This window comes from Kribbella sp. NPDC049227, assembly GCF_043197265.1.
In the GTDB taxonomy this organism is placed as follows: domain Bacteria; phylum Actinomycetota; class Actinomycetes; order Propionibacteriales; family Kribbellaceae; genus Kribbella.
Window position 1 is genome coordinate 410,689 of record NZ_JBICST010000001.1, and the last position, 23,624, is coordinate 434,312.

Consider the following 23,624-nt stretch of genomic DNA (forward strand, 5'->3'; position numbering starts at 1 on the left):
CTGAGGGACGGGTGGTCGGGATGACCGGATCGACGTACGCCGCGGGCTGGCCGTGGCAGAAACTCGCACAGCACTGCTCAGCGTTCGACTCAGTGCTCGACGACATCAAGGACGAACTGCACGCGGCCATGACCGGGCGGCGCGGTCACCGCGGACACCACCAGCCGTTCTCCGGACAGTGGGGGATGTTCGGCGGCGGTGGCCAGATGTTCGGCCCGCCGTGGGGTCCGCCGCCGCGCTGGCGTGGGCCGAAGGCACGGCGCGGCGACGTGCGCGCCGCGATCCTCGCCGTACTGGCCGAGCAGCCGATGAACGGTTACCAGATCATCCAGGAGATCGCCGAGCGCAGCGGCGGGGTGTGGAAGCCCAGCCCGGGGTCGATCTACCCGACCCTGCAGCAACTCGAGGACGAGGGCCTGGTCACCGCCGACGCCGAGGTCGGCCGCCGTACCTTCACGCTGACCGACGAGGGACGCGCGTACGTCGCTGAGCACTCCGACGAGGTGTCCGCGCCGTGGGAGGCGATGAGGGAACCGAGCGACGACGACGAGAACGGGCTGAAGCCGCTGCTCGGCCAGGTGGCGACGGCGATGTGGCAGATCCTCGCGACCGGTACGCCGGAGCAGCAGGCGCGGGCCAAGGACGCGCTGGCCGAGCTGCGGCGGAAGCTGTACGGGATCCTTGCCGACGAGCGACCGGACGACGAGCAGGACCGGTCATGAGCTCGCCACTGCCGCAATGGCGCGATCCCGAGTCGCGCGACGCCGACCGGCGCGGCCGCAACCGCCGCCGCCACGACTGGCACAACCACGACTGGCAGGACCGAGACTGGCACGGCCGCGATGGGCGTGGACCCGACTGGGGCGGGCCGGACTGGCGCACGCTGGATCCGCGCGAGGACGATCGGCGCGAGGCCGACGACCGTTCGCCGGAGCGGCGCCGCGGCCCGCTCCGGATCGGAGACACCGAACGTGACCAGGCCGTCGCCGTGCTCAGCGACCACTTCGTCGCGGGCCGGCTGACGCAGACCGAGTTCGAGGAGCGCAGCGAGCAGGCGACCCGGGCGCGGTACGCCGACGACCTCGAGCCGCTGTTCGACGACCTCCCGGACCCGGCCGGCCTCGAGGTCGCGCAGGGACCGTGGTCGCCGCGGACCGCCAGGCCGCGGCGGCGCCAAGGTCCGCCGCCGTTCGTGCTGCTCGCCCCGATCCTGATGATCGCGCTGGTGATCACCGCGATCACCTTGGCCGCGCCGTGGCTGGTGTGGGGCATGTTCTGGATCCTCTTGATCAGCGGAGCGCACCGCCGCCGCTGGCAGTACCAGAACCGGCACCGCTGACACAGTTGCCCCCGACAACCAACTTCACACGCGGCGGCCGCGTAGCCGCGGGATCTCCTGGGCGAACTCGACGACGAACCCGTCCGGATCCGCGACATGCGCGGTCCGGTGTCCCCACGGCCGATCGGCCGGCCCGCTGAGCACCTCGACTCCGCGGGCCGCGAGCCGATCGGCCCACGCGTCCACGTCGTCGACCATCACCACCACCTCGCCGGCCGCCCCCGGCGAGACCGTCCGCCCGGTCAACCACTCCGCGCGCCGCCGCTCGAACAACGCGAACCGCGTCCCCTCGGTGCCGAACTCCGCATACCCCGCATCGGTGAACTTGTACGGCAACCCGACCACGTCCCGATAGAACTCCACCGACGCCCCGAGATCCTCGACATACAAAATGACATACCCGATCCGCTCCACCACCCCACGCTAAACGCGTCCTGTCAGGAACTGTCGGCGGGGCTGTCTAGCCTCCTGGGGTGACGTGGGAGGAGGCTGGGTGTTCGAGGGTGCGTTGATTTTGGAGAGTTTGCGGGTTGGGGTGGAGATTTCGGACGTGCCGCTGGTCGTGCGGAAGATCAGTCGGTACGCCGTGGCGAGTGCGACGCCGAGTCAGGCGGCAGTGTGGTCGGTGCTGGAGTTCGGGGTCGAGGACGAGCGGGCCGAGATGCTGGCGGAGACACTGGCCGGGGCGTTGGACCAGCCGGGGTGGTACGCCGACTTTCATGACGCGCGGGAGGTGTTCGTCGTCTTCCCGGGCCGCGTGTTCCGCTACGAGCGCGGTGACTCGGCGGCGCGGGCCGAGGCGCGGGAATTCGGGCGGGAGTTGGGGATTCCGGAGGTCCAGCTGGATTGGACAGACTGAGCCGTGTCAAGACGGTCCGGGCGGTTCCGACCTGGGGGTGCAGGCAGAGCCGCCCACAGACTGAGGAGATTGTCATGGCAAGGGTTCGGGTCCACAACTTCACGATCACCCTCGACGGGATCGCGGCCGGTCCGGGTCAGCGGCTGGACGCGCCGTTCGGCGACGGCATGGACAAGTTGCACGACTGGATGGAGGTCGCGCAGCAGGACAAGGCCGCCGGCAAGAGCGGGCTCGGGGCGGACCGGATCGACGGGTTCGCCGAAGGTGTCGGCGCCACCATCATGGGACGGAACATGTTCAGCCCGCAGCGTGGTGCGTGGGAGGACGAGTCGTGGACGGGCTGGTGGGGCGACAACCCGCCGTACCATCACGACACCTTCGTCCTCACCCACCACCTGCGGCCGTCGATCCCGATGGACGGCGGTACGACGTTCCACTTCACCGACGAGCCGATCGAGGTCGTGCTGGAGCGCGCGCTGAAGGCCGCCGACGGCCGCGACGTGGTCATCGCCGGTGGCGCCCACACGGTCCAGCAGTACCTGCGGGCCGGCCTGATCGACGAGCTCAACCTCGTCGTCGCGCCGATCCTGGCGGGCGCCGGCGAGCGCCTGTTCGACGGCGTGGACGACGCGTTGGGCGCGTTCCAGGTGACCGAGATGGTCAGTGATCCGAGTGCGACCTTCGTCCGGCTGGAGCGTCAGTGATTGGATGACCCAATGACAGTGCTGCGGTACACGGCGTTCACGTCCGACCCGGCCGGCGGCAACCCGGCCGGAGTGGTGCTCGACGCGAGCCGGCTCACGTACGCCGAGATGCAGGCGATCGCCGCGGACGTCGGGTACTCCGAGTCCGCCTTCCTGACCAGCGGTTCCGAAGGTCGCGACGGGGTGATCCCGCTGCGCTACTTCTCCCCCAGGGCGGAGGTGCCGTTCTGCGGGCACGCGACCGTGGCGACCGCGGTCGCGCTGGCTGAGCGGATCGGTCCCGGTGAGCTCGTTTTCTCGACCCAGGCCGGGCTCGTGCCGGTCGTGGTCGAGGAGTCACCGGAGGGACTGCGGGCCACGCTGACCAGCGTCGAGCCGCATGTCGAGGAGATCGACGACATCAGCGAAGTACTCGAGATCCTCGGCTGGCGCGAGGACGAGCTCGATCCCGCGTTGCCGTCGGCGATCGGGTACGCCGGGGCGCGGCATCTCATCGTGAGTACGTCGACCAGGCAACGACTGGCCGACCTGAACTACGACTTCGATCGGCTGCTCGCCTACATGCTGCAGCGCGATCTGACCACGCTGCAGTTGGTGTGGCGCGAGTCCGCGACTGTGTTCCAGGTGCGCGATCCGTTCCCGGTCGGTGGCGTGGTCGAGGATCCGGCGACCGGGGCGGCGGCCGCGGCGTTCGGCGCCTACCTCCGCGAGCGCGGGCTCGTCGAACCGCCGGTCGTGCTCACTCTGCACCAGGGTGATGATCTCGGTCGCCCGAGCCGCATCCAGGTCGAACTGCGTGCAGACGACACCAGGGTCCGCGTGAGTGGAAACGCCGTACCGATCACGGGACTCGAGTGAGCCACTCCTCGGTGCCGAACTTGGCGGTGACGCGCTCCTCGGCGAGGTCCACCGTGGCCTTGTCGATGCTGCCCGGCTCGAGGCCGTAGCGGTTACCGAAGGACGCGGCCATCCGGTCGATCACCTCCGCGCGGTCGAGGCCGGTCTGGCTGCGCAGTGGATCGACCCGCTTGTTGGCGCTCGTCGTTCCCTTGTCGGACAGTTTCTCGCGGCCGATCCGCAGTACCTCGAGCATCTTCCCGGCGTCCATGTCGTAGGCCATCGTGACGTGATGCAGGACGGCGCCACCGGCGAACCGCTTCTGCGCGGCGCCGGCGATCTTGCCGGCCGGCGAGGTGATGTCGTTGATCGGCTGGTACGTCGCCGCGATGCCGAGATCGTTCAGCGCGCCGATCACCCAGTCGTCGAGGAACGCGTACGACTCGATGAACGACAGCCCGGAGACGAGAGACTCGGGGACGTAGAGCGAGTACGTGATCGTGTTGCCTGGTTCAACGAACATGGCTCCGCCGCCGCTGATCCGCCGTACCACTGTCACGTCGTGCTTGGCGGCACCCTCCAGGTCGACCTCGTTGCGCAGGGACTGGAAGCTGCCGATGATGACGGCGTTCGACGCCCACTCCCAGACCCGCAGCGTCGGCGCCCGCTCACCGGAACCGACCTGCTCGGCCAGCACCTCGTCGAGCGCCATCTGCAGCGCGGGCTCGCGCGGTACGTCGTGCACGAACTCCCACTGGTGATCGCGCCAACCGGTCGCGCCCGTCAGCGCCCGCCGTACGGCGACCGCCACGGCCTCGGGCGAGAACCCGAGCATCTCGACTCCATCCCCCAGTACGGCGCGCACCCGAGCAGCCACCTGGGCCGCGGGCGTCGCGATCGGGAGACCGGCAAGAGCACCATTGATCCGCTCCAGCGCATCGTCGGGCTCCAGGAAGAAGTCCCCACTGACCTGCGCCCGCCGAACGTGATCGTCGACCACCTCCAGATCGGCAACCACCAGCTTGCCGCCCGGAACCTTGTACTCACCATGCATATCCAGCGACAACCGGCGCCGGCCTACGGTTGTTCCCGTTGCAGGACAACCTCGACGTCGTCGCCGACTTCAGCGTCCGCCGCCTTGAGCGCGGCCTTGCTGACCCCCACACAGAATCCGCCGCCGGCGACCAGCATCGTGCTGCCGGCGAACTCCGCGCCGTTCAGGGTTCCGGTCACCCGTCGCTGCTTGCGGCCGCCTAGTTGCGTCACGCAATCATCTGGTACGTCGACCACGGCCAGGCCACCCGGTGTGTCAGGGTTCCAGCGGCGTACGGTCCCGGAGAACTCGACCGTCGTACCCATCCGGACACCCCCACTTCAAGCGTCCTTCAGCCTACACTCCGAGCTATGGCTGAGATGAGCATGAACAAAGCGATTCACGCGGCGTTCCGCCGGGATCTGCAGCGGTTCGTCGACGCGCTGGGGGCGTTCTCCGCGGGGGATCAGAGGCGGGCCGAGCAGCTCGCGACGGCATGGGCGAACTTCGAGGAACAGTTGACCCGCCACCACGAAGGTGAGCACGACATCGCCTGGCCGGCCTTGGAATCGATCGGGGTGAGCCGGGACCTGCTGACCCAGATGGACGCCGAGCACGACACGATGGCGACCGCGTTGGTCAAGACCCGCGAGGCGATCGCGTCCCTTCGCCGGACCGCGAGCGCCGAGGATGCGGCGACCGCACTGGCCGCGATGCAGGAGCTGCAGCGGGTGACCGTACTGCATCTGGATCACGAGGAGACGGAGATCGAGGGGGTGTACCTGGAGAAGCAGGACAGCGCCGAGATGAAGGCGATGGGCCGGCAGTTCGCCAAGGTCAGCCCGGCGCAGGGCGGCACGTTCTTCGCCTGGGCCCTCGACGGCGCCGGCCCCGACGAGACCGCCGCCATCACCGGCACGGTCCCGAAGCCCGTCCTCACCATCATCAGCGGCGTCTTCGGCCGCAACTACCGCAAGTCGGTCGCCCCGGTCTGGCGCAGCTGACCTCGAGAAGACACAACAGCCGCGCGCTCGGACAGGCGCGGCTGTTTCAGGCGCCCGGGGTGGGGCGTTCGGCCAGGGTGAGGCGGTAGGCGACCTGGAGGACTCGTTCGCGGACCTCGGCGACCTCGCCATCGCCGTCGACCTCGTGCACCAGGCCGCGGTCGCCGTACAGCTCGATCAGCGGGACGGTGTGGTCGGCGTACACCTTGAGGCGGCGCCGGATCACGTCCTCGGTGTCGTCGGAGCGGTGCTCGATCTCGGCGCGCCGGAGCAGGCGCCGTACCAGGACCTCCTGGTCGACCCGCAGGACGACGACCGCGTCGAGCCGGCGTTCCTGCGCGGTGAGGAGCTCGTCGAGTACGGCGGCCTGTTCGAGGGTGCGCGGGTAGCCGTCCAGGAGGAAGCCCGGGCGGGCGTCGTCCTCGGCCAGCCGCTCGCGGACCATCGCGATCGTGACGTCGTCAGGTACGTACGCACCGGAGTCGAGGTACTGCTGGGCTCTCCGGCCGAGATCCGTCCCGGCAGCGACCTGGGCGCGGAAGATGTCGCCGGTCGAGATGGCCGGTACGGCGGCTTGCTCGGCGAGCATGTCGGCGTGCGTGCCCTTCCCGGCACCCGGTGGACCCATCAGGACGACAGTCGTCACAGCTCGCCCCTCCTGACTCTCGGTAAGTTCAATCAGGGTAGGCGAGCCGGACGCCTGGCGGTACGTCGTACGTCACGTCTCGCTGAGCGAGACCCTGGCGAGACCCCGAGTCACCGATCGAGCATGTCCCAGGTGGACAGACAGAAGGGGTGACCGGCCGGGTCCGCGAAGACCAGGCAGTGGTCGGCGTTGGGCTGGTGGGAGTACTTGGTGGCACCCGCGGCCAGGACCTGGGACGCGGCGGCCTCCAGGTCGTCGACGTAGAAGTCGAGGTGGAACTGGATCGGAACCGTCGGCTCCGGCCAGGTGGGCGGGACATGGGCCGGATCGCTCTGGAAGTCGATCCGGCCCCCTGGCCCGGCCACGGTCGCCCAGACGTGGTCGGAGTACGCGATCCGCCCACCCGTGATCTCCGCGTAGAACGCGGCCAGTTCGAGGGCGTTCGGGCAGTTGAGCGTCGGCGAGCTCAGGCGGATCCCGGGCATCGTCACATCACCGGGCGCAACTCGACGGTGTCGCCGGGGCCGGCGAAACGCGAGGCCAGTTCCTCGGCCCGCTCCCGGGATGCGACATCGATCACGAAGAAGCCGGCCAGTTGCTCCTTGGCCTCGGCGTACGGCCCGTCGGTCGCCACCCGGCGGCCCTTGGAGCCGACGCGGTAGATCGTCGACGCGGTCGGAGCCGCCAGCGCCTCGGCCGTCACGAACTCCCCCGACGCCGAGATCTCGGCCAGCATCTCCTCGAACTCCTTGTGCATCGCCGCCCGCTCGTCGTCCGGGATCGCCCGCCCCACCTCGGTGAAGTCGATCGTCGGGTGCCCCCACGGCTCCGGGTTCGAATAGATCAGGATCAGGTACTTCATCACAACCTCCTCCACGACGGCGCGCTGTGCGCCGTCACCACGTAGGTCGGACCGCGCCGGCACTTCTCGACAAAACGCTCGCTGTCACATCATCGCCGCCGCGGACGTCAGAGGGGTGGGGCCCGGAGGTGGGTCGTGATGAGTGGAGGAACTGTGGGCGTGATGCTGGTGACGGGTGGAACCGGGACGTTGGGGCGGCTGGTGGTGCCGTTGGTGGTGGAGGCGGGGTGGAAGGTCAGGGTGCTGAGCCGGCACCCGAAGGATGTCGGGGACGGGGTCGAGCACGTGGCGGCGGACCTGTTGCAGGGGGACGGCATCGAACAGGCTCTGAACGGCGTGGAGGTGGTGATCCATCTCGCGGGCGGGCCGAAGGGGGATGACGTCGGCACGCGGAATCTCGTCCGGGCCGCGGAGCGGGCCGGGGTCAAGCACCTGGTGCACATCTCGGTGACCGCGGTGGATCAACTCCCGCTGACGTACTTCAAGTCCAAGCTGGGCGCGGAGCAGGCCGTGCGGGAGTCCTCGGTGCCGTGGACGGTACTGCGGGTCGCGCAGGTCCACGACTTCGCCTGGAACACCGCGCGCATGATGGCGAAGCTTCCGGTGCTGCCGATCCCCGGTGGCGTGCGGTTCCAGCCGGTGGACGGGCGCGACGTCGCGGCGCGGCTCGCCAAGCTGGCGCTGGGCGAGCCGGCCGGCCTCGTCCCGGACCTGGTCGGCCCGAAGGTGTACAGCCTGGGCGACCTCGCCCGCGACTACCTGCGCACCACCGGCAAGCACCGGCTGTCGATGCCGGTCCGCGTTCCAGGCAAGGCCGGCAAGGTCTACCGGGCCGGCGGAAACCTGACCCTGACCGGCGCCACCACCGGCCACCGCACCTGGGAAGCCTTCCTCGCCGAGCAATCCTGAGCACTGCCCCGGCGAGGTCGCGTTCGCAGCTACCACTGGCGGGTTGTTTCACCGCTGGCGCCCAACAACCCGCCAGCCGGCACACAACCCGCCATCCACACTTGGGCGCTAAACCGGCAGATACGGATCGAGTAGCTCGGTCAGGGCCGGGAGCGGGGTCGGGTCAGTGGCGAGCCAGCGGGCGATGCCGGCCAGGAAGTCCGCCGCCTGGACTCGTGGATCGTGTCTGGAGTCGACCTGCTTGAGGCTGAGGAGCGGTGGCGGTGCCGGCGCGACAGCCTCGGCCAGGTAGGCGCCGAGCCGCGTCATCCGGCCTCGCGTGAGTGCGCTCTGCTCGTCGTGCACCACCGCGACCGACCGCTGCCCGGCGCTCCAGAACAGCACCGTGTCGGCCACCGCGGGCACCATCGGCTCGAGCGGAGGCGGGATCGAACGATCGTCGTCGATCAACCGCAGCAGCACCTCCTCGACCCGCGCCCGCGTCACCTCGCGCAGAACCGGCACATCGGCCGGCAGCAACGCGAAGAACCGGTCGATCGCGGCATGGTCGAGCAGCCGCAATCGCTTGGTCCGCGTCATCGTGAGGAACGCGTCCAGGAAGGCGGTCCGGTCCCGGAACCGCGCCACGACTTCCCCATGATCCCGGGCCAGTCGGGTGCCATCGCCGTACGACGGCTCGTCGACGAGCAACTCGATCACCCGGCCGGCGACGTACGACGTCTTGTCGATGACATGGACATGGGCGTGCCCGCGCAGCGTGGTGAGGAACCACTCCAGCGCGGGTCGCTGCTCGGGCCGGAGCAGCAGGTTGGACTTGTACTCCGTGGTCCCGCGACGGCGGAACCTGGACTGCAGGACGGCGACCAGTTCGGCGGCCTCCGGTACGTCGAGATCCACACTGGCGTGGGTGATCACGGGCGACTCGGGGTCCAGGAGATTGCTCCCGGAGAACCCCGACTCGTCACACGCGATCTCGACCGACGCCGATGATGACGTGGGGTGCATGAGAAGAGCTCCAAGGCTGGTGGACTGCACGCTGAAGGGGCCCGCCGCGTGGACGGGCGTGATCAGGCGGGGAACCGCGTGATCAGTGAGCGGCAGCAGCAGCCTGAGCAGACATGTGACCCATCATCGGTGCGATCCGGGTCGATCCACCAGTGAATTGTCACGGCTTGCGGGCGAGAGCGACGTACAGCAGCAGGGCGGCGCCGGTCGGACCGAGCTTCTGCTCGGCGGGCGGCCACCAGCCGGTCAGGTCGACCAGACCTGGCTCGATCAACTCGAAACCGGCCACGATCTCGGCGAGTTCCACGGGAGTGCGGAAGGTGAGGGCCGGGAAGGACTCCTTCAGCTTGGCCTCGACCGCGGTCGCGAACTCGCCCAGCCGGCTGCCGTCGCGGGCGTTCACCGGATGCGTGATCGCCAGGTAGGACCCGGGCGGCACCGCGGCCAGGTAGTCGGAGACCAACCGCCGGACCTGCTTGGTGTCCGGGATCGTGTGCAGCACCAGCCCGAGGATGATCCCGACCGGCCGGTTCAGGTCGAGCGCCTCGGTGACGACCGGATGCCTGAGCACGGACTCCGGGTCGGTCAGGTCCGCGTCGGCGAAGAACGTGCTGCGGTCGTCGGCGAGCAGCGCCTGACCGTGTGAGATCGCCATCAGGTCGTTGTCGACGTACACGACCTTCGCCTGCGGATCGGCCTTCAGCGCGACTTCGTGGGTGTTCGGCGCGGCCGGCAGGCCGCAGCCGAGGTCGAGGAACTGATGCACACCGTCGCTGATCATCCAGCGGACCGCGTCGCCCAGCCAGCGCCGGTTCTCCCGGGCCAGGTCCGGTGCCTCGGGCGCGATCTCCAGGACTTCCTGGAACAGCCTGCGGTCCACTTCGTAGCTGTTCTTACCGCCGAGGAACAGGTCGTAGAGCCGGGCCTCGGAGGGCCGGTGGAGGTCGAGGTCGGGCAGCACCTGGCGGGCCTCGTTCCGCTCCGGCATCGCCCCGATCCACCTCGTTCCCGAATCCGAAAAGGTCGATTGCCGGAAGGCTACCGGTACCGCCGACCGCGATCGCGCCGGGGCTGTGCGGCGGAACCCGGCCCCCATCCGTCCCACCCCACGGGAGATCTGGACACCTTGGTTGGTAAACGCTTGCCAGCGTCCGTCGATCGCCACAGACTGGGCAGCCACATCCGGACCCCGCCCCGAATCACCCCCGGAGGACACCATGCATCGCCGTACCTTCCTGTCCACCGCCCTCGGCGCCGGCCTGACCGCCACCGCCGCACTGCCCGCCACCGCCGCACCGCCAGCCACCGCACTGGCCGCGACGGCCAGTCCCGGCACCCGGACACACACCCGGCCCGTCCGGGCCCGAACCCTCGAGGAACTCCGGCAGGCGATCGCGGCAGCCCACCCCGGCACCGAGATCGTGGTTGCCAACGGCACGTACGACGTTCCCGGCGACGAGACCATCGCGATCCAGGGCAGGCGCGGGAGCGACGGAGCGCCGATCGTGATCCGGTCCGAGACCGTCGGCGGCGTGACGCTGACCGGGAATCGCGGGTTCGTGTTCGGCGACTCGTCATACGTGACGGTCAGCGGGTTCACGCTGAAGCAACGGACGACCTTCGAGGTCCCGACCACTTGTCACCACGTGACGCTCAGCCGCAACGACCTTCAGCTCGCCGACATCGAGGGGATGCACTGGCTGATGGTCCGCGGCGACTCGACCACCGTCGAGCGCAACCACTTCCACGGCAAGTCGACGCTCGGGATCTTCCTCGGCGTCGAGGGACCCGGGTCGGACGGGATGGCGCGGGGTGTGCGGATCGTTCGCAACTACTTCTCCGACCACACCTTCGCCGGCGACAACGGCGGCGAACCGATCCGGCTCGGCCTCAGCGGCCGCTCGCTGAGCGACGCCGGCGCACTGGTCGAGCAGAATCTGTTCGAGCGTGCCAACGGCGATCCGGAGGCGATCTCGGTCAAGTCGTCCGGCAACACGATCCGGCAGAACACCATCCGCGACAGCCTCGGCGGCATCGTGCTCCGGCACGGCAACCGGTCCCGGATCGAAGCCAACTTCATCCTTGCCGGGAGCAACGGAATCCGGATCTACGGCAACGACCACCTGATCGTGAACAACTACACCGAGCAGATCGGCGGCTCCGGAATCGTCCTCGGCAGCGGCAACGTGCGCGACCACAAACCGGAGGACTCACCGGAGAGCCGCCAAGGCAACGACGCCCCGGACCGGGTGACGATCGGGCTCAACACCGTCCTCGCCTGCGGTACGGCGATCAGCGGTGAGTCGCAGCGGACCCTGCCGCCACTGGGCTGCTCGATCACCGACAACCTGCTGATCGGCGACTCCGGCAAGCAACTGGTGTCGATGCCCTACCTCGACGGCATCGCGTGGTCCGGCAACCTCTGCTGGGGCGCCGCGGCCGACGGCAACATCCCGGCCGATGGATTCTCCCGCAAGGACCCGAAGCTCGCGGCCGGCTCCGACGGAATCCGCCGCCTGACGTCCTCGAGTCCCGCGATCAACGCCGCAAGCAAGAGCTACCCGAAGGTGCCGAAGGACCTCGACGGTCAGCCGCGCACCGGCACCGCGGATGTCGGCGCCGACGAGTACAGCACGGCCCCTGCGATCAACCGCCCGCTCACTCCCTCGGACGTAGGCCCGGCGTCCCGATGAGTTTTCTCCTGCTCGCTCGTCTTAACACGAACCAGCCAACGAGCGAGCAGGAGGACCCATGGCGAAGGTGCTGTATTCGGTGACGATGTCGGTCGACGGCTTCATCACCGGCCCGGACGGCGACATGCAGTGGATGCGCCCGTACCTCGGCCCGAACCCGGAGGTCGACGAACTGATCCCCCGGATCGGCTCGATCCTGGTCGGGCGGCGGTCGCACGACGGGGACGACCCGCACAAAGGCGAAGCCGGCGAGGGCCAGGCATTCGGCGGCGGGTGGAGTGGCCCGCTGTTCGTGCTCACGCACCGCCCACCGAACAGTCCCGAGCCGGGCGTCACGTACGTCGACGAGTTCGCGAAGGCGCTCTCGATAGCGAAGGAGGCGGCCGGCGACAAGTACGTCAACGTGATCGGCGCGAATGTCGCCAAGCAGTGCATCGAGGCCGGCGAACTGGACGAAGTACTGCTGCTGTTCGTCCCAGTCATGCTCGGTGACGGCACACGCCTGTTCGACCAGCCGGGCGGCCGGACCGTCCGCCTCGAACGCCTGAGCGTGACCGACAACGAGCTCGCGACCAACCTCTGGTTCAAGGTGGTGCGCTAGAAGTCTGCGGCGGTCGAGTGCATCACCGCGCGGATCTCGACAGATCGCCCGGCGGTCTGGGAGTCCGGCAGTAGGCGCGCGAGCTCGACCGCCCGCTCACGGCTCTCCACGTCGATCAGGTAGTAGGCGTCGATGGCGGCCGGAGCCGCTCGATCGGGCATGTGCACGGCAAGCTGTGGGTCGGCCAGCACCTCACCACAGACCAGTTCGCCCGCGTCGTACGCGGCTCGTTCGAACTCGTCGCGGCGCAGCGGCTGCTCGCCGTCGCCCTGCAGGATCACCAGGAATTTCATCGGCGCTCTCCTCTCACTGGTACGACGGAGCCGAGGGAGCGGTTTTGACATGATGGCCGGATGTTGGTGCGCACCGAGCGGTTGAGCCTGCGTCGCTTCACCCCCGAGGACGCGGAGGCGTTCGCGGCGTACCGGTCGGATCCGGACGTTGCGCGGTACCAGTCGTGGGACGCACCACTCCCGCTGTCCGAAGCGCTCAAGACTGTCGAGGAGTTCGCGGACGGCGATCCGATGAAGCCCGGCTGGTTCCAGTACGCCGTCGACCTGGACGGCGTACTGATCGGCGACATCGGACTCAACCTGCACGAGAACCTCAGGCAGGCCGAACTCGGCTTCACCCTGTCCCCCGAGCACCAGGGCAAGGGCTACGCGACCGAGGCGGTCCGCGGCCTCCTCGACCAGCTGTTCGTCGAGCGCAATCTGCATCGTGTTTCGGCCGAGTGCGACGCCCGCAACACGGCGTCGGCCCGACTGCTCGAACGTCTCGGCTTCCGGCGGGAGGGTCTGCGACCGTCGAACAGCTGGTTCAAGGGCGAGTGGACCGACGACCTTCTCTTCGGCCTGCTCCGGTCCGACTACCTCAGCTGACAGCCTTCGCGGCCCACGCTCGTGCGGTCAGCCGGATCGAACCGTCCGCCTCGATCGGCAACCGTGCGCGCACAGCCTCCCGCAGCGTCTCCTGATCCGGCTCGGCCAGGCTGCGCAGGTACGCCGGCGCCGGCCCCTGCCCACCCAGGAACGGCCGCCAGTAGTCGTCGAACGACGTGAACTCCGTCGGTACGACGATCGCCCGCGTGCTGACCGTGGTGAACCCGGCCTCGGTGAACAGTGCTTCGAGGCCCTCAGCCGTGCAGAACGGGAAGCGGACCGCTTCATCGTGTTCGCGATCCTGTGGACGTACTTCGAGCATCGCGTCGAAGAAGTTCCGCATCAGCTGCATGCCTTCGGCGTAGTCCCAGACGTACGCGCCGACTGTCGACCCGATCTCCCGCATCCGCCGCAGCGCCTCGGCCCGCTCCTGGACGAAGTTGAGGACGAGCCCGGCGACCACCACGTCGTACGGGCCGTCCGGCAGTTCGGCCGCCGACCTGACCTCGAAGCTCGCTCGCTCGTCGCGGACGTGCTGCCTCGCGTGCTCGATGAAGCCGGCGGAAGGGTCGACGCCGAGCACCGAGACCGGATCCGCCGTACGCAGGATCGTGCTGGTCAACGCGCCGGTGCCGCAGCCGACGTCGAGCCAGCGCAGGCCGGTGGGCTGGTCCAGCCAGCTCACGAAGTCGGCGGCGACCAGCCGGCTCCATCGGCCCACGTAGGACTCGTAGATCTCACCGCTCGACCACTGGGTCACTTGCGCAGGATAGGACCGTGATGCGGGAGCGCAACACCTGTGAGCTGCTCGGCCACGGACCAGAGCCTGGCGTTGTCCTCGACGTCGAGGGAACGCTTGGGCGCGGCGGCGAGTTTGGTGGGTCCGACCAGGCCGAAGAAGTTGGACGGGCCGTAGTACGCACCGGATCGGGCGTCGGGGCTGGTCGCGGCGAACAGGAGCGGCTCGGTACCGATCTCGACGCCCTGCGACGGGAGCGGGTTGAGGCGGTGCGCGATCCGGGTGGCGAGCGGAAGCTGGTCACGACCCAGCGAGGCGCCGGCCGTCAGCAGGTTGGTGCGAGTGAAGCCGGGATGCGCGGCGGCGCTGAGCAGGTTCCAACCACGGTCGGCGGCGAGCTTGGCCAGGTGGTTGCTCAGCATGAGGTCGGCGAGCTTCGACTGTGCGTACGCCAGGTTCGAGCGATAGCGACGTTCCCACTGCAGGTCGTCGAAATGGATCCGGCCGTAGTTCGCCGTCCCGCTGCTCATGGTCGCGATCCGCGGCGCCGGCGCGGCCAGCACCAGCGGCAGCAGCCGCACGGTCAGTGCGAACGGGCCGAGGAAGTTGGAGCCGAACTGCAGCTCGAACCCGTCCTTGGTGACGTTGCGGGTCGGTGGGGTCATCACGCCGGCGTTGTTCACCAGCAGGTCCAGGTGCGACTCGTCCGCGCTCAGGCCGTCGGCGAACTCCTGCACCGACGCCAGGTCGGCGAGGTCGATCCGCCGTACCTCGAGCTGGGCGTCCGGGTGTTCGGCCAGGATCTCTGCCCGGGCTGCCTCGCCCTTGGCGACGGTCCGGACCGCCATCACCACCCGCGCACCGGCGGCGGCGAGACGCTTGGTGGCTTCCTTGCCGGTGCCGCTGTTGGCGCCGGTGACGACAGCGAGCTTGCCGGTCTGGTCGGGTACGACGTACATCGGTGCCTCCATAAAAGACTGATGGTCTGTTATGGCTTCGACGTTATCAGACCGGCGGTACGATAACAACAGACCAGCGGTCTGTAGACTGTGAGGGTGACGACATTCCAGCGGGCCCGGAGCGAGGAGCAGCGGGCCGTCCGGCGGCAGGCGATCCTGGCGACCGCGGCGGCGATGCTGGCGGAGATGCCGGTCAGCGACGTCAGCCTGAACGAGCTGAGCCGTCGCGTCGGCCTGGCGAAGTCGAACGTGCTGAAGTACTTCGAGTCGCGGGAGGCCGTCCTGCTCGAGCTCAACAGCTCCGAGCTCGCGGCCTGGGTGGAGGACCTCGCGACCGCGCTCGCCGCCGTACCACCGGCCGCGCCGCTCGACGAGCGAGCAGAACTGCTCGTGGATGCCGTGGTGAGCACGCTGGCCGGGCGTCCGGTCTTCTGCGATCTGATCAGCACGCAGGCGTCAGTGCTGGAGCGCAACATCTCGACCGAGACCGCGATCGCGTTCAAGCGCGCGGCCGCGGCCGGCTACGAACGGATGGTCGAGCTGACCGTCGGCGCGCTGCCGGAGATGGGCGAAGAGGGCGCGCGGCGCTTCATCCCGCCGGCGAGCATGCTGGCCGGGGCGGTCTGGACGCACGCCCATCCCACCCCGGCCCTGCTCGCCGCCTTCAAGGCGGATCCCTCGATCTCGGCGCTGCGGATGGAGTTCGAGCCCACCCTGCGCCAGCACGTCACGACTCTGCTCGAAGGCGTCCTGCCCCGCTGATTACGGCAGGTAGTAGTTCGGGTTCGGCAGCTTGAAGGTGCGGTCCGCGAACCCACCCTTCAGGTCGGAGAACTGGTCGCCGAAGTTCGCGACGATGTCGTAGCCGAGCGACTCGATGTGCGCCCGGGTGGCGGACTTGTAGTGGATCGTCGTGCAGGATCCGTTCGGGTCGTTCGCGCAGGCCTTCTGCAGGTAGTCCGGGTAGTCGGCCACGGCCGGCTTGGTGAACAGGCCGTCCTCGCCGTCGCGCAACGTCGTCGGCTTCGGGAAGCCGGCGTCGACGCCGATCCCGTCCTCGGTCAGGTTGCCCAGCGTCGCCGCCTCCTGCGCGGCACCGCGACCGGTCAGGAAGAAGATCGCGTAGCCCTCTCGCTCCGCGGTCTTCACCAGGTCGACCATCCCCGGTACGGCGGGGAATCGCTGGTTCAGCACGTAGTCGGCGTTGGTGGCGGGGTTGAACGCCCAGTTGCTGAAGATCTCGTAGTTCCAGGTCGCCAGCGAGGTGTCGTCGACGTCCAGCAGGATCGCCTTGGTCTTCTTGGTGTGGTGCGGCGCGGAGATCCAGCGCGTGCCGGACGCGGCCGCCGACTTGGCCTCCTTGGCGTAGTTGCTGTCCGCCGCGAACGTACCGGTGCCGAGCGGATCGCCGTAGTAGTTGCGCAACTGCTGCCGCAGTACGTCGATGTTGGTGACCTGCCGCTCGGTGCGCGGCGTCGAGGTCTGAATGGCCGGCTGCTGCGACGCGGCCCCGGCCGAGTACGCGAGCCCGCCGACGACCGACGTGAGCGCGACGGTGGCGACGCCGGTGAGAACCAGCCGACGCGACGGCCGGCGCCAGGAACGGATTGCCATGGTGACCTCTCCAGGAACGGGAACGCTTGCCAAGGCAAACTAACTCCATTCGGAGCCGATACACCTGCCGTACACCCCAAGTACAGGGGAATCCTCCGCGTCAGACCTGCTTGACGTACCGATGACACGGCACCGGAATCGCGCTGTCTCCCACGGTGGCGGGGTAGTCGAAGGCTCCCCCGTCGCTCCAGCCGCTGCGCTCGTAGAAGCGTCGCGCCCGAGCGTTGCCCGTGGCCACGGCGAGCCAGGCTTCGCTGTGCCCGTTGGCTTTCACCTGGCGCTCGGCTTCACTGAGTAGCGTCCCGGCTACTCCCGAACCACGGTGGTCGCGCGAGACGTACACCTGCTCGACCTCGTCCCCGGTCACCATCACGAACCCCGCGACCTCGTCCCCCACCACCGCGACGGTGGTATCGGCGACCCGTTCCGCGGCACGGCTCCAGAACGTCTCCTTGGTCCGCACCGCGACCAGTTCGTCCGGCACATGCCCCAGGTGCCCGTCGCCCCACCCGGCGTGCCAGACCGCGGCAACGGTCTCGACATCGTCGTCGGTGGCGGGGCGCAGGGTGACCGTCATTCCGTCACTGTAGGGGAGTTCACGCAGGGTCGTAGGCCAGGTTCGGCCGCAGCCAGCGCTCGATCTCCTCGACGGACAGGCCGCGGCGTACGGCGTAGTCCTCGATCTGGTCGCGGCCCAGGCGGCCGACGCTGAAGTAGCGCGACGCCGGGTTGGCGAAGATCAGACCGCTGACGGCGGCCGCCGGGGTCATCGCGAACGACTCGGTCAGCCCCAGGCCGAGCTTCTCCGCCTCGAGCAGGTGGAACAACTCCTGCTTCTCGGAATGGTCCGGGCTCGCCGGGTACCCGAGCGCCGGCCGGATGCCGCGGAACCGCTCGGCGTGCAGGTCCTCCAGCACCGGCTCGGCGTCCGGCTCGAACCACGCCCGCCGCGCCTCCAGGTGGATCCACTCCGCGAACGCCTCGGCCAGCCGGTCGGCCAGGGCCTTCACCATGATCGCCCGGTAGTCGTCGTTCTTCGCCTCGTACGACGCCGCGAGCGCCTCGGCACCGTGGATCGCGACCCCGAACCCACCGAGGTGGTCGCCGGACGGCGCGACATAGTCGGCCAGGCACCGGTTGTGCCGTCCGGCCGGCTTCTCGGTCTGCTGGCGCAGCATCGGGAACGACACGTCCAGTCCGTCGAGGATGATGTCGTCGCCCTCGCTGTGCGCCGGCCAGAACCCGTACGCACCCTCGGCCGTGAAGGAGCCGTTGGCAACGATCTCGTCCAGCAGCGTGTTCGCGTCGTCGAACAGTTCGCGCGCCACCGGCTGATCCAGGATCGCGGGGTACTTGCCCTTCAACTCCCACGCCAGGAAGAGGAACTGCCAGTCGATCATCGCGCGCAGCGTCTCCAGGTCCGGCGACACTCGACGCAGGCCAGTGAACGCGGGCACCGGGAGTTCGCCGTACTCGACCGGCTCGGCGTTGGCGCGCGCCTGGGCCAGCGTGAGCAGCGGGCTGCGCTGCTTGTTCGCGTGCTGCTCGCGCAACCGCTCCTGCTCAATACTGTTGCTACGGGCAAGCTCTCGCGAACGCTCGTCGTCGAGCAGGTCCGAGACCACACCGACCACCCGGGACGCGTCCAGCACGTGCACGGTGGTCTGCTCGTACGCCGGGGCGATCCGGACCGCGGTGTGCTGCTTGGACGTGGTCGCGCCACCGATCAGCAACGGGAGCTTCAGTCCGCGCCGCTCCATCTCGGCGGCGACGGCAACCATCTCGTCCAGCGACGGGGTGATCAGGCCGGACAGCCCGACCGCATCGGCGCCCTCGGCAACGGCTGTGTCCAGGATCCTTGCCGCCGGCACCATCACGCCGAGGTCGATCACCTCGTAGTTGTTGCAGCCGAGTACGACGCCGACGATGTTCTTGCCGATGTCGTGGACATCGCCCTTGACCGTGGCCAGCACGACCTTGCCCTGGCCCCGCACCATCTCGGCGCGGCCCTCCCGCCGGGCCTGCTCCTTCTCCGCCTCCATGAACGGCTCCAGGTAGGCGACCGAGCGCTTCATCACCCGGGCGCTCTTCACCACCTGCGGCAGGAACATCTTGCCGGCGCCGAACAGGTCGCCGACGATCTTCATGCCGTCCATCAGCGGACCCTCGATCACCTCGAGCGGACGGGGCAGCTGCTTGCGCGCCTCCTCGGTGTCCTCCTCGATGAAGTCGACGATGCCGTGCACCAGCGCGTGCGACAGCCGCTCCTGCACGGTGCCCTCGCGCCAGGTCAGGTCGACCTCGCGCTTGGTGCCCTTGCCCTTCACGTTCTCGGCGAAGCTGACCAGCCGGTCGGTAGCGTCGTCGCGCCGGTTGAAGATGACGTCCTCGACCAGCTCGAGCAGATCCTTCGGGATGTCCTCGTAGACGGCCAGCTGACCGGCGTTCACGATTCCCATGTCCAGGCCGACCTTGCCCGCGTGGTACAGGAACGCCGAGTGCATCGCCTCGCGGACGATGTCGTTGCCACGGAACGAGAACGACAGGTTCGAGATCCCGCCGCTGATGTGCACGCCCGGGCAGCGCTCCTTGATCAAAGGCAGAGCGTCGATGAAGTTCTTCGCGTAGCCGTTGTGCTCGGACATGCCGGTGGCGACGGCGAGCACGTTCGGGTCGAAGATGATGTCCTCGGCCGGGAAGCCGATCCCGGTGAGCAGGTCGTACGCACGGCCGCAGATCGCGACCTTGCGCTCGACGGTGTCGGCCTGGCCCTGCTCGTCGAAGGCCATCACCACCGCGCCGGCGCCGTAGTCGCGGATCCGCCGGGCCCGGTCGAGGAACTCCTCCTCGCCCTCCTTCAGGCTGATCGAGTTGACCACGCCCTTGCCCTGCACACACTTCAGGCCGGCCTCGAGCACCGTCCACTTCGAGCTGTCGATCATGATCGGGATCCGGGCCACCTCGGGCTCGGTCGCGATCAGGTTCAGGAACGTGGTCATGGCCTGCTCGCTGTCGAGCAGGTCGGCGTCCATGTTCACGTCCAGCAGGTTCGCGCCGCCGCGGACCTGCTCCAGCGCCACGTCGACCGCGGCCTGGTGGTTGTCACCCTCGATCAGCCGGCGGAACTTCGCCGAGCCGGTCACGTTGGTCCGCTCGCCGATCATCACGAACCCGGTGTCCGCACCGATCTTGAACGGCTCGAGGCCGGAGAACCGGGTGGTGTGGTCGGTCGGTGCGACGGTCCGCGGCGCGAGCTCTCGCACCGCTTCGGCGATCTTCGCGATGTGGGCGGGCGTCGTACCGCAGCAGCCGCCGACGATGTTGACGAGACCGGAGCCGGCGAACTCCTCCAGCATTCCGGCCGTCTCCTCCGGCGTCTCGTCGTACCCACCGAACGCGTTCGGCAGGCCGGCGTTCGGGTGCGAGGCGACGTAGGTGTCGGCGAACCGCGCGAGGTCCGCCACGTGCGGGCGCATCTCGGCGGCGCCCAACGAGCAGTTGACACCGACGACCAGCGGCTTGGCGTGCTCGACCGAGCTCCAGAACGCCTCGACCGTCTGGCCCGACAGGGTCCGGCCGCTCAGGTCCACGATCGTCACCGAGATCCACAGCGGCAGGTCCGGCGCGACCTCGCGGGCCGCGGTGACGGCGGCCTTCGCGTTCAGGGTGTCGAAGATGGTCTCGATCAGCAGCAGGTCCACGCCGCCCTCGGCCAGCGCCGCGATCTGCTCGGCGTACGCGGCCTTCACCTGCTCGAACGTCACCGCCCGGTACGACGGGTCCTCGACCCGCGGCGACAGCGACAGGGTCACGTTCAGCGGGCCGATCGAACCCGCGACGAACCGGCCACCGGCCTCGTCCGCGGCCTGGCGGGCAATGCGTGCGGCGGCGATGTTCATCTCACGCACGTACTCCTGCATGCCGTAGTCGGCCTGCCCGATGCTCGTCGCGGTGAACGTGTTCGTGGTGGTGATGTCGGCGCCGGCCGCGAGGTACTGACGGTGGACGTCGAGGATGAGATCGGGCCGCGTCAGGGCGAGTATGTCGGGGTCGCCCGTGACGTCGTGGGTGTGGTCGCCGAATCGGTCGCCCTGGAAATCCTCGGGCTTCAGTTTCGCGCCCTGCAGCATCGTGCCCCAGGCGCCGTCGAGTACTGCGATCCGCTGATCCAGCAGTTCCCGTAGCGCGGTTTCGCTCATCTGCCGTCCCCTCCAGAGTGACTCCGGAGGCGCCCTTGCAGTCGAAGCCACCAGTCGAGCGTGGCGGACCCGGCGGTCCGTTGCAGCGCCTCTCGGACTGGCCGCACCATGTTAGCGGCGTCGGTCACAGAATTCAGGGTCAGTGCCCAAATAGCGAGATACCTGTCCGGGAAGTGACCTCAGTGAATCAGGGCCTGGATGCCGGGAGCGTAGAGGTCGGCGATCGTGCCCGGGTCGGCGGTGGCGACCGGGCCGGTCTTGTCGATCGACATGGCGGCACCGAGACCGAGGAGCTGGCCGGTGATCAGGCCGGCGCGGATGTCGATGTCGTCACCGGTGAGCCGGGCCGCGAAACCGCGGGTGACCTGGTCGCGGAAGTGCTCGCGGATCAGGGCGCGCTCGTTGCCGCTGCCGGCCGCGAACACCACTCGGACCAGGAGGTCGAGGCCGTTCGTCCGGCGATAGTTCACCAGCGTCAGCACGGCATGCCGACCGAGCTCCTCGTCGGGCGCGGCAAGCAGCAGGTCGGCGGCCTCACTGAAGTCGGCCACCCGGTCGAACAGTGCTTCCTTGCTGCCGAAGTGTTTGACGATCAGCGCCGCGCTCACGTTCGCGTCGGCGGCGATCCCGCGGAGCGTCACCGCGTTGTAGTCCTGCAGCGCGAACGCCCGTCGCGCCGCGCGCAGGATCGCGATCCGCCCCGGATCGGTCACGTCGTACTCGCCGTCGTACTCGCCGATGCGTTGGCCGTTGTCTCGAGGTGGACCGGCGTCTGCCGACGGGCCGGGATGAGCGTCACGAGACCGGCCGCGACGACGGCGGCAACCCCGGCGATGACGAATACGATCAGGTACGCCGACAACGCGGGCGCGACCTGGCCGTCCTTGGCGATCGTCACGCTCGCCAGCACGGTCGCCACGATCGTGCTGCAGATCGCGGAGCCGATCGTGCGCATCAGGGTGTTGAGGCCGTTCGCCGCGGCGGTTTCGGTCACGGGCACAGCATGCATGATCAGGGCCGGCAGCGCCGAGTACGCGACCGCGGTTCCGGCCGAGACGACGGTCGCGCCGATGACGATTCCCGCGATGTTGCTGCTGGTGAAGAGCCGGACGACGTACCCGGCCGCCATCAGGATCGACGCGACGATCAGGGTGAACCGCGGTCCGCGGGCGGACGAGATCCGGGCCGAGACCGGCGACAGCAGCACCATCGCGACACCGCCTGGCAGGAGGCAGAGACCGCTGACCACGATCGACGCGCCGAGGCCGTACCCGGTCCACTTCGGCTCCTGCACCAGTTGCGCGGTCGACAGCGAGTTGGCGTAGAACGAGAAGCCGATCAGCAGGGCACCGAGGTTGGTGAACAGTACGGCGGGACGCGCGGACACTCGGAGGTCCACGAGCGGGCTGCGGGTCCGGAGCTCGAAGATCCCCCACAACGGGACGAGCAGGACGGCGACGGCGTACAGGGCGACGATGGTCGTCGTACTCCAGGTGCTGCTCTTCGACACGGCGAGCAGGAGACAGACGAGGAACGCACTCAGTCCGAGGGCGCCGGGTACGTCGAAGCGTCCGCTGGTCCGGACCGCGGACTCGGGCACGATCAGCAGGACCAGGAGGACGTCGAACAGGCCGATGCCGACGCAGATCCAGAACATGGTGTGCCAGTTCGAGTACTGCACGACCAGGGTCGCGGCCGGGATGCCGAAGGCCGCGCCGACGCCGAGGGTCGAGCTCATCAGCGCGATGGACGGGATCACCCGGCTCGGTGGCAGCTCGTCGCGCAGGATGCTGATGCCGAGCGGTACGACGGCGACTGCGGCACCCTGGAACGCGCGACCGACGATCAGTACCGTCAGGTCCGAACTACTTGCGCAGAGCAACGAACCGATCACCATGGAGCCCAGCGCGATCAGCAGCACCCGGCGCTTGCCGTACATGTCGCCGGCCCGGCCGAGCAGCGGGGTGAACACCGCGCCGGTGAGCAGCGTCACAGTGATCAGCCAACTCACGTCCGAGATCGGGCTGTGGGTGATCCCGGGGAGCACGGGGAGCAGCGGTACGACGATGGTCTGGCTGACGGAGACGAGAACGCCACACGATGCGAGCGCGGCAAGAATCAGCCGCGGACGGGCGGCAGGACGAACGCTCAAAACACATCCTCACGGCAGTGAACGCATGTTTACTTAGCAAGACTAACGACTACACGCCCACACCGAAAGTTGTTTTCCCCAAACACTGGGTTCCCGGCCACTCCCACACGGGAGGTAGGCATGACCCCGGTGCCGTCGCGGGGCCCGGGCATCAATGGGGATCGGGCCCGGTCCTCCGAGGGGAGAGAGGTGTCCGGGCCCGATCGGGAAGGTCCGCCGGCAGCTAGGGGTGCACTGCAGCGGACCGGACTGGGGATTCGGATTGCGTCATTGGAGATCGGGCCCGGCTCCTCCGAGGGGAGGGAGGTGCACCGGGCCCGATCGCGGCGGTCCGCCACAGCTAGGGGTGCACTGCAGCAGACCGGGTCAAGGGGTCGGGTCAGCCGACCGAGGTACGTCGGTGGAGATCGGGCCCGGGTCCTCCGAGGGGGTGGAGGTGCACCGGACCCGATCACGGTGGCCCGCCAGCAGCTAGGGGTGCACTGCAGCGAGACCAGATCGGGGGTTGGTTCAGCGCACCGGGGTGCGTCGGTGGAGATCGGGCCCGGGTCCTCCGAGGGGACGGAGGTGCACCGGACCCGATCACGG

The 23,624-nt window shown here is 68.9% G+C and carries 27 protein-coding genes; 11 read left to right on the forward strand and 16 right to left on the reverse strand.

From position 1 onward, the window contains the following. Positions 1-20: 20 nt before the first annotated feature. Positions 21-722, forward strand: coding sequence for a PadR family transcriptional regulator (locus ACGFH6_RS02155; RefSeq protein ID WP_393379733.1), 702 nt, complete (start codon positions 21-23; stop codon positions 720-722). After that, on the forward strand, positions 719-1,339 hold the full coding sequence (locus tag ACGFH6_RS02160) for a DUF1707 domain-containing protein (protein WP_393379734.1): 621 nt from the start codon (positions 719-721) through the stop codon (positions 1,337-1,339). The genes ACGFH6_RS02155 and ACGFH6_RS02160 overlap by 4 nt, the downstream gene beginning before the upstream one ends. A 24-nt stretch (positions 1,340-1,363) precedes the next feature. Here ACGFH6_RS02160 and ACGFH6_RS02165 read toward each other — a convergent pair whose 3' ends face one another. After that, positions 1,364-1,753, reverse strand: coding sequence for a VOC family protein (locus ACGFH6_RS02165; RefSeq protein ID WP_131362797.1), 390 nt, complete (start codon positions 1,751-1,753; stop codon positions 1,364-1,366). Positions 1,754-1,889: 136 nt separating this feature from the next. On the opposite strand from ACGFH6_RS02165, the gene ACGFH6_RS02170 reads away from it, so the two are divergent. The 3 genes from ACGFH6_RS02170 to ACGFH6_RS02180 all read left to right on the forward strand — a co-directional run bounded on the left by ACGFH6_RS02170 (position 1,890) and on the right by ACGFH6_RS02180 (position 3,760). After that, positions 1,890-2,198, forward strand: coding sequence for a hypothetical protein (locus ACGFH6_RS02170; RefSeq protein WP_393379736.1), 309 nt, complete (start codon positions 1,890-1,892; stop codon positions 2,196-2,198). A gap of 74 nt (positions 2,199-2,272) precedes the next feature. Beyond that, entirely contained in the window at positions 2,273-2,902 is a 630-nt protein-coding gene (locus tag ACGFH6_RS02175) for a dihydrofolate reductase family protein (protein WP_393379738.1), read from the forward strand. 12 nt (positions 2,903-2,914) lie between these two features. Then, entirely contained in the window at positions 2,915-3,760 is an 846-nt protein-coding gene (locus tag ACGFH6_RS02180) for a PhzF family phenazine biosynthesis protein (protein WP_393379739.1), read from the forward strand. Here ACGFH6_RS02180 and ACGFH6_RS02185 read toward each other — a convergent pair. Continuing rightward, on the reverse strand, positions 3,744-4,793 hold the full coding sequence (locus ACGFH6_RS02185; RefSeq protein ID WP_393379741.1) for a biotin/lipoate A/B protein ligase family protein: 1,050 nt from the start codon (positions 4,791-4,793) through the stop codon (positions 3,744-3,746). The two genes, ACGFH6_RS02180 and ACGFH6_RS02185, sit on opposite strands and share 17 nt — an antisense overlap. 23 nt (positions 4,794-4,816) lie before the next feature. After that, positions 4,817-5,098, reverse strand: coding sequence for a DUF1905 domain-containing protein (locus ACGFH6_RS02190; protein ID WP_393379742.1), 282 nt, complete (start codon positions 5,096-5,098; stop codon positions 4,817-4,819). Positions 5,099-5,143: 45 nt separating this feature from the next. Between ACGFH6_RS02190 and ACGFH6_RS02195 the strand changes: the two genes are divergently transcribed. Next, the gene (locus tag ACGFH6_RS02195) at positions 5,144-5,776 is read left to right on the forward strand and encodes a hemerythrin domain-containing protein (RefSeq protein WP_393379743.1); all 633 of its coding nucleotides are present in this window, start codon (positions 5,144-5,146) and stop codon (positions 5,774-5,776) included. A 46-nt stretch (positions 5,777-5,822) separates the two neighbouring features. On the opposite strand, the gene ACGFH6_RS02200 is transcribed toward ACGFH6_RS02195, so the two are convergent. The 3 genes from ACGFH6_RS02200 to ACGFH6_RS02210 all read right to left on the reverse strand — a co-directional run bounded on the left by ACGFH6_RS02200 (position 5,823) and on the right by ACGFH6_RS02210 (position 7,284). Next, on the reverse strand, positions 5,823-6,422 hold the full coding sequence (locus tag ACGFH6_RS02200; RefSeq protein WP_393379745.1) for an adenylate kinase: 600 nt from the start codon (positions 6,420-6,422) through the stop codon (positions 5,823-5,825). A gap of 110 nt (positions 6,423-6,532) precedes the next feature. After that, positions 6,533-6,907, reverse strand: a complete 375-nt coding sequence (locus ACGFH6_RS02205) for a VOC family protein (RefSeq protein WP_393379747.1) — start codon at positions 6,905-6,907, stop codon at positions 6,533-6,535. Positions 6,908-6,909: 2 nt separating this feature from the next. Further along, positions 6,910-7,284 carry a YciI family protein gene (locus ACGFH6_RS02210; protein ID WP_393379749.1) on the reverse strand — a complete coding sequence of 125 codons (375 nt, stop codon included), beginning with the start codon at positions 7,282-7,284 and terminating at the stop codon, positions 6,910-6,912. A gap of 138 nt (positions 7,285-7,422) precedes the next feature. Here ACGFH6_RS02210 and ACGFH6_RS02215 point away from each other — a divergent pair, with 138 nt between their 5' ends. After that, entirely contained in the window at positions 7,423-8,193 is a 771-nt protein-coding gene (locus ACGFH6_RS02215) for an SDR family oxidoreductase (RefSeq protein WP_393379750.1), read from the forward strand. A gap of 108 nt (positions 8,194-8,301) precedes the next feature. On the opposite strand, the gene ACGFH6_RS02220 is transcribed toward ACGFH6_RS02215, so the two are convergent. Together ACGFH6_RS02220 and ACGFH6_RS02225 are read right to left on the reverse strand one after the other, a co-directional pair. After that, a complete protein-coding gene (locus tag ACGFH6_RS02220; RefSeq protein ID WP_393379751.1) occupies positions 8,302-9,198 on the reverse strand; it encodes a DUF3800 domain-containing protein in 897 nt (298 codons plus the stop codon). Between the two features lie 160 nt (positions 9,199-9,358). Further along, positions 9,359-10,186 carry an SAM-dependent methyltransferase gene (locus ACGFH6_RS02225; protein WP_393379752.1) on the reverse strand — a complete coding sequence of 276 codons (828 nt, stop codon included), beginning with the start codon at positions 10,184-10,186 and terminating at the stop codon, positions 9,359-9,361. A gap of 229 nt (positions 10,187-10,415) precedes the next feature. On the opposite strand from ACGFH6_RS02225, the gene ACGFH6_RS02230 reads away from it, so the two are divergent. Continuing rightward, the gene (locus ACGFH6_RS02230; RefSeq protein ID WP_393379754.1) at positions 10,416-11,891 is read left to right on the forward strand and encodes a polysaccharide lyase 6 family protein; all 1,476 of its coding nucleotides are present in this window, start codon (positions 10,416-10,418) and stop codon (positions 11,889-11,891) included. A gap of 58 nt (positions 11,892-11,949) precedes the next feature. Beyond that, positions 11,950-12,492 (forward strand): dihydrofolate reductase family protein, encoded by a 543-nt coding sequence (locus ACGFH6_RS02235; RefSeq protein ID WP_393379755.1) that lies wholly within the window; start codon positions 11,950-11,952, stop codon positions 12,490-12,492. On the opposite strand, the gene ACGFH6_RS02240 is transcribed toward ACGFH6_RS02235, so the two are convergent. Continuing rightward, positions 12,489-12,785, reverse strand: coding sequence for a hypothetical protein (locus ACGFH6_RS02240; RefSeq protein ID WP_393379757.1), 297 nt, complete (start codon positions 12,783-12,785; stop codon positions 12,489-12,491). The two genes, ACGFH6_RS02235 and ACGFH6_RS02240, sit on opposite strands and share 4 nt — an antisense overlap. Before the next feature lie 60 nt (positions 12,786-12,845). Between ACGFH6_RS02240 and ACGFH6_RS02245 the strand changes: the two genes are divergently transcribed. Further along, the gene (locus tag ACGFH6_RS02245; protein WP_393379759.1) at positions 12,846-13,373 is read left to right on the forward strand and encodes a GNAT family N-acetyltransferase; all 528 of its coding nucleotides are present in this window, start codon (positions 12,846-12,848) and stop codon (positions 13,371-13,373) included. Here ACGFH6_RS02245 and ACGFH6_RS02250 read toward each other — a convergent pair. Together ACGFH6_RS02250 and ACGFH6_RS02255 are read right to left on the reverse strand one after the other, a co-directional pair. Further along, positions 13,366-14,133, reverse strand: coding sequence for a class I SAM-dependent methyltransferase (locus tag ACGFH6_RS02250; protein ID WP_393379761.1), 768 nt, complete (start codon positions 14,131-14,133; stop codon positions 13,366-13,368). The two genes, ACGFH6_RS02245 and ACGFH6_RS02250, sit on opposite strands and share 8 nt — an antisense overlap. Continuing rightward, a complete protein-coding gene (locus ACGFH6_RS02255; protein ID WP_393379763.1) occupies positions 14,130-15,083 on the reverse strand; it encodes an SDR family oxidoreductase in 954 nt (317 codons plus the stop codon). Before ACGFH6_RS02255 ends, ACGFH6_RS02250 begins: the two co-directional genes overlap by 4 nt. Positions 15,084-15,167: 84 nt before the next feature. Here ACGFH6_RS02255 and ACGFH6_RS02260 point away from each other — a divergent pair, with 84 nt between their 5' ends. After that, positions 15,168-15,833: a TetR/AcrR family transcriptional regulator gene (locus tag ACGFH6_RS02260; protein WP_393379764.1), complete on the forward strand. Its 666-nt coding sequence runs from the start codon at positions 15,168-15,170 to the stop codon at positions 15,831-15,833. Here ACGFH6_RS02260 and ACGFH6_RS02265 read toward each other — a convergent pair whose 3' ends face one another. The 5 genes from ACGFH6_RS02265 to ACGFH6_RS02285 all read right to left on the reverse strand — a co-directional run bounded on the left by ACGFH6_RS02265 (position 15,834) and on the right by ACGFH6_RS02285 (position 23,036). Beyond that, positions 15,834-16,685, reverse strand: a complete 852-nt coding sequence (locus ACGFH6_RS02265) for an HAD family acid phosphatase (protein ID WP_393379765.1) — start codon at positions 16,683-16,685, stop codon at positions 15,834-15,836. Positions 16,686-16,785: 100 nt separating this feature from the next. After that, positions 16,786-17,262 (reverse strand): GNAT family N-acetyltransferase, encoded by a 477-nt coding sequence (locus ACGFH6_RS02270; RefSeq protein WP_393379766.1) that lies wholly within the window; start codon positions 17,260-17,262, stop codon positions 16,786-16,788. A 19-nt stretch (positions 17,263-17,281) separates the two neighbouring features. Further along, positions 17,282-20,884, reverse strand: a complete 3,603-nt coding sequence (gene metH / locus ACGFH6_RS02275) for a methionine synthase (protein WP_393379768.1) — start codon at positions 20,882-20,884, stop codon at positions 17,282-17,284. Positions 20,885-21,063: 179 nt separating this feature from the next. Beyond that, on the reverse strand, positions 21,064-21,597 hold the full coding sequence (locus tag ACGFH6_RS02280) for a TetR family transcriptional regulator (protein WP_393379770.1): 534 nt from the start codon (positions 21,595-21,597) through the stop codon (positions 21,064-21,066). Continuing rightward, positions 21,594-23,036, reverse strand: a complete 1,443-nt coding sequence (locus ACGFH6_RS02285) for an MFS transporter (protein ID WP_393379772.1) — start codon at positions 23,034-23,036, stop codon at positions 21,594-21,596. Before ACGFH6_RS02285 ends, ACGFH6_RS02280 begins: the two co-directional genes overlap by 4 nt. Between the last annotated feature and the right edge of the window lie 588 nt (positions 23,037-23,624).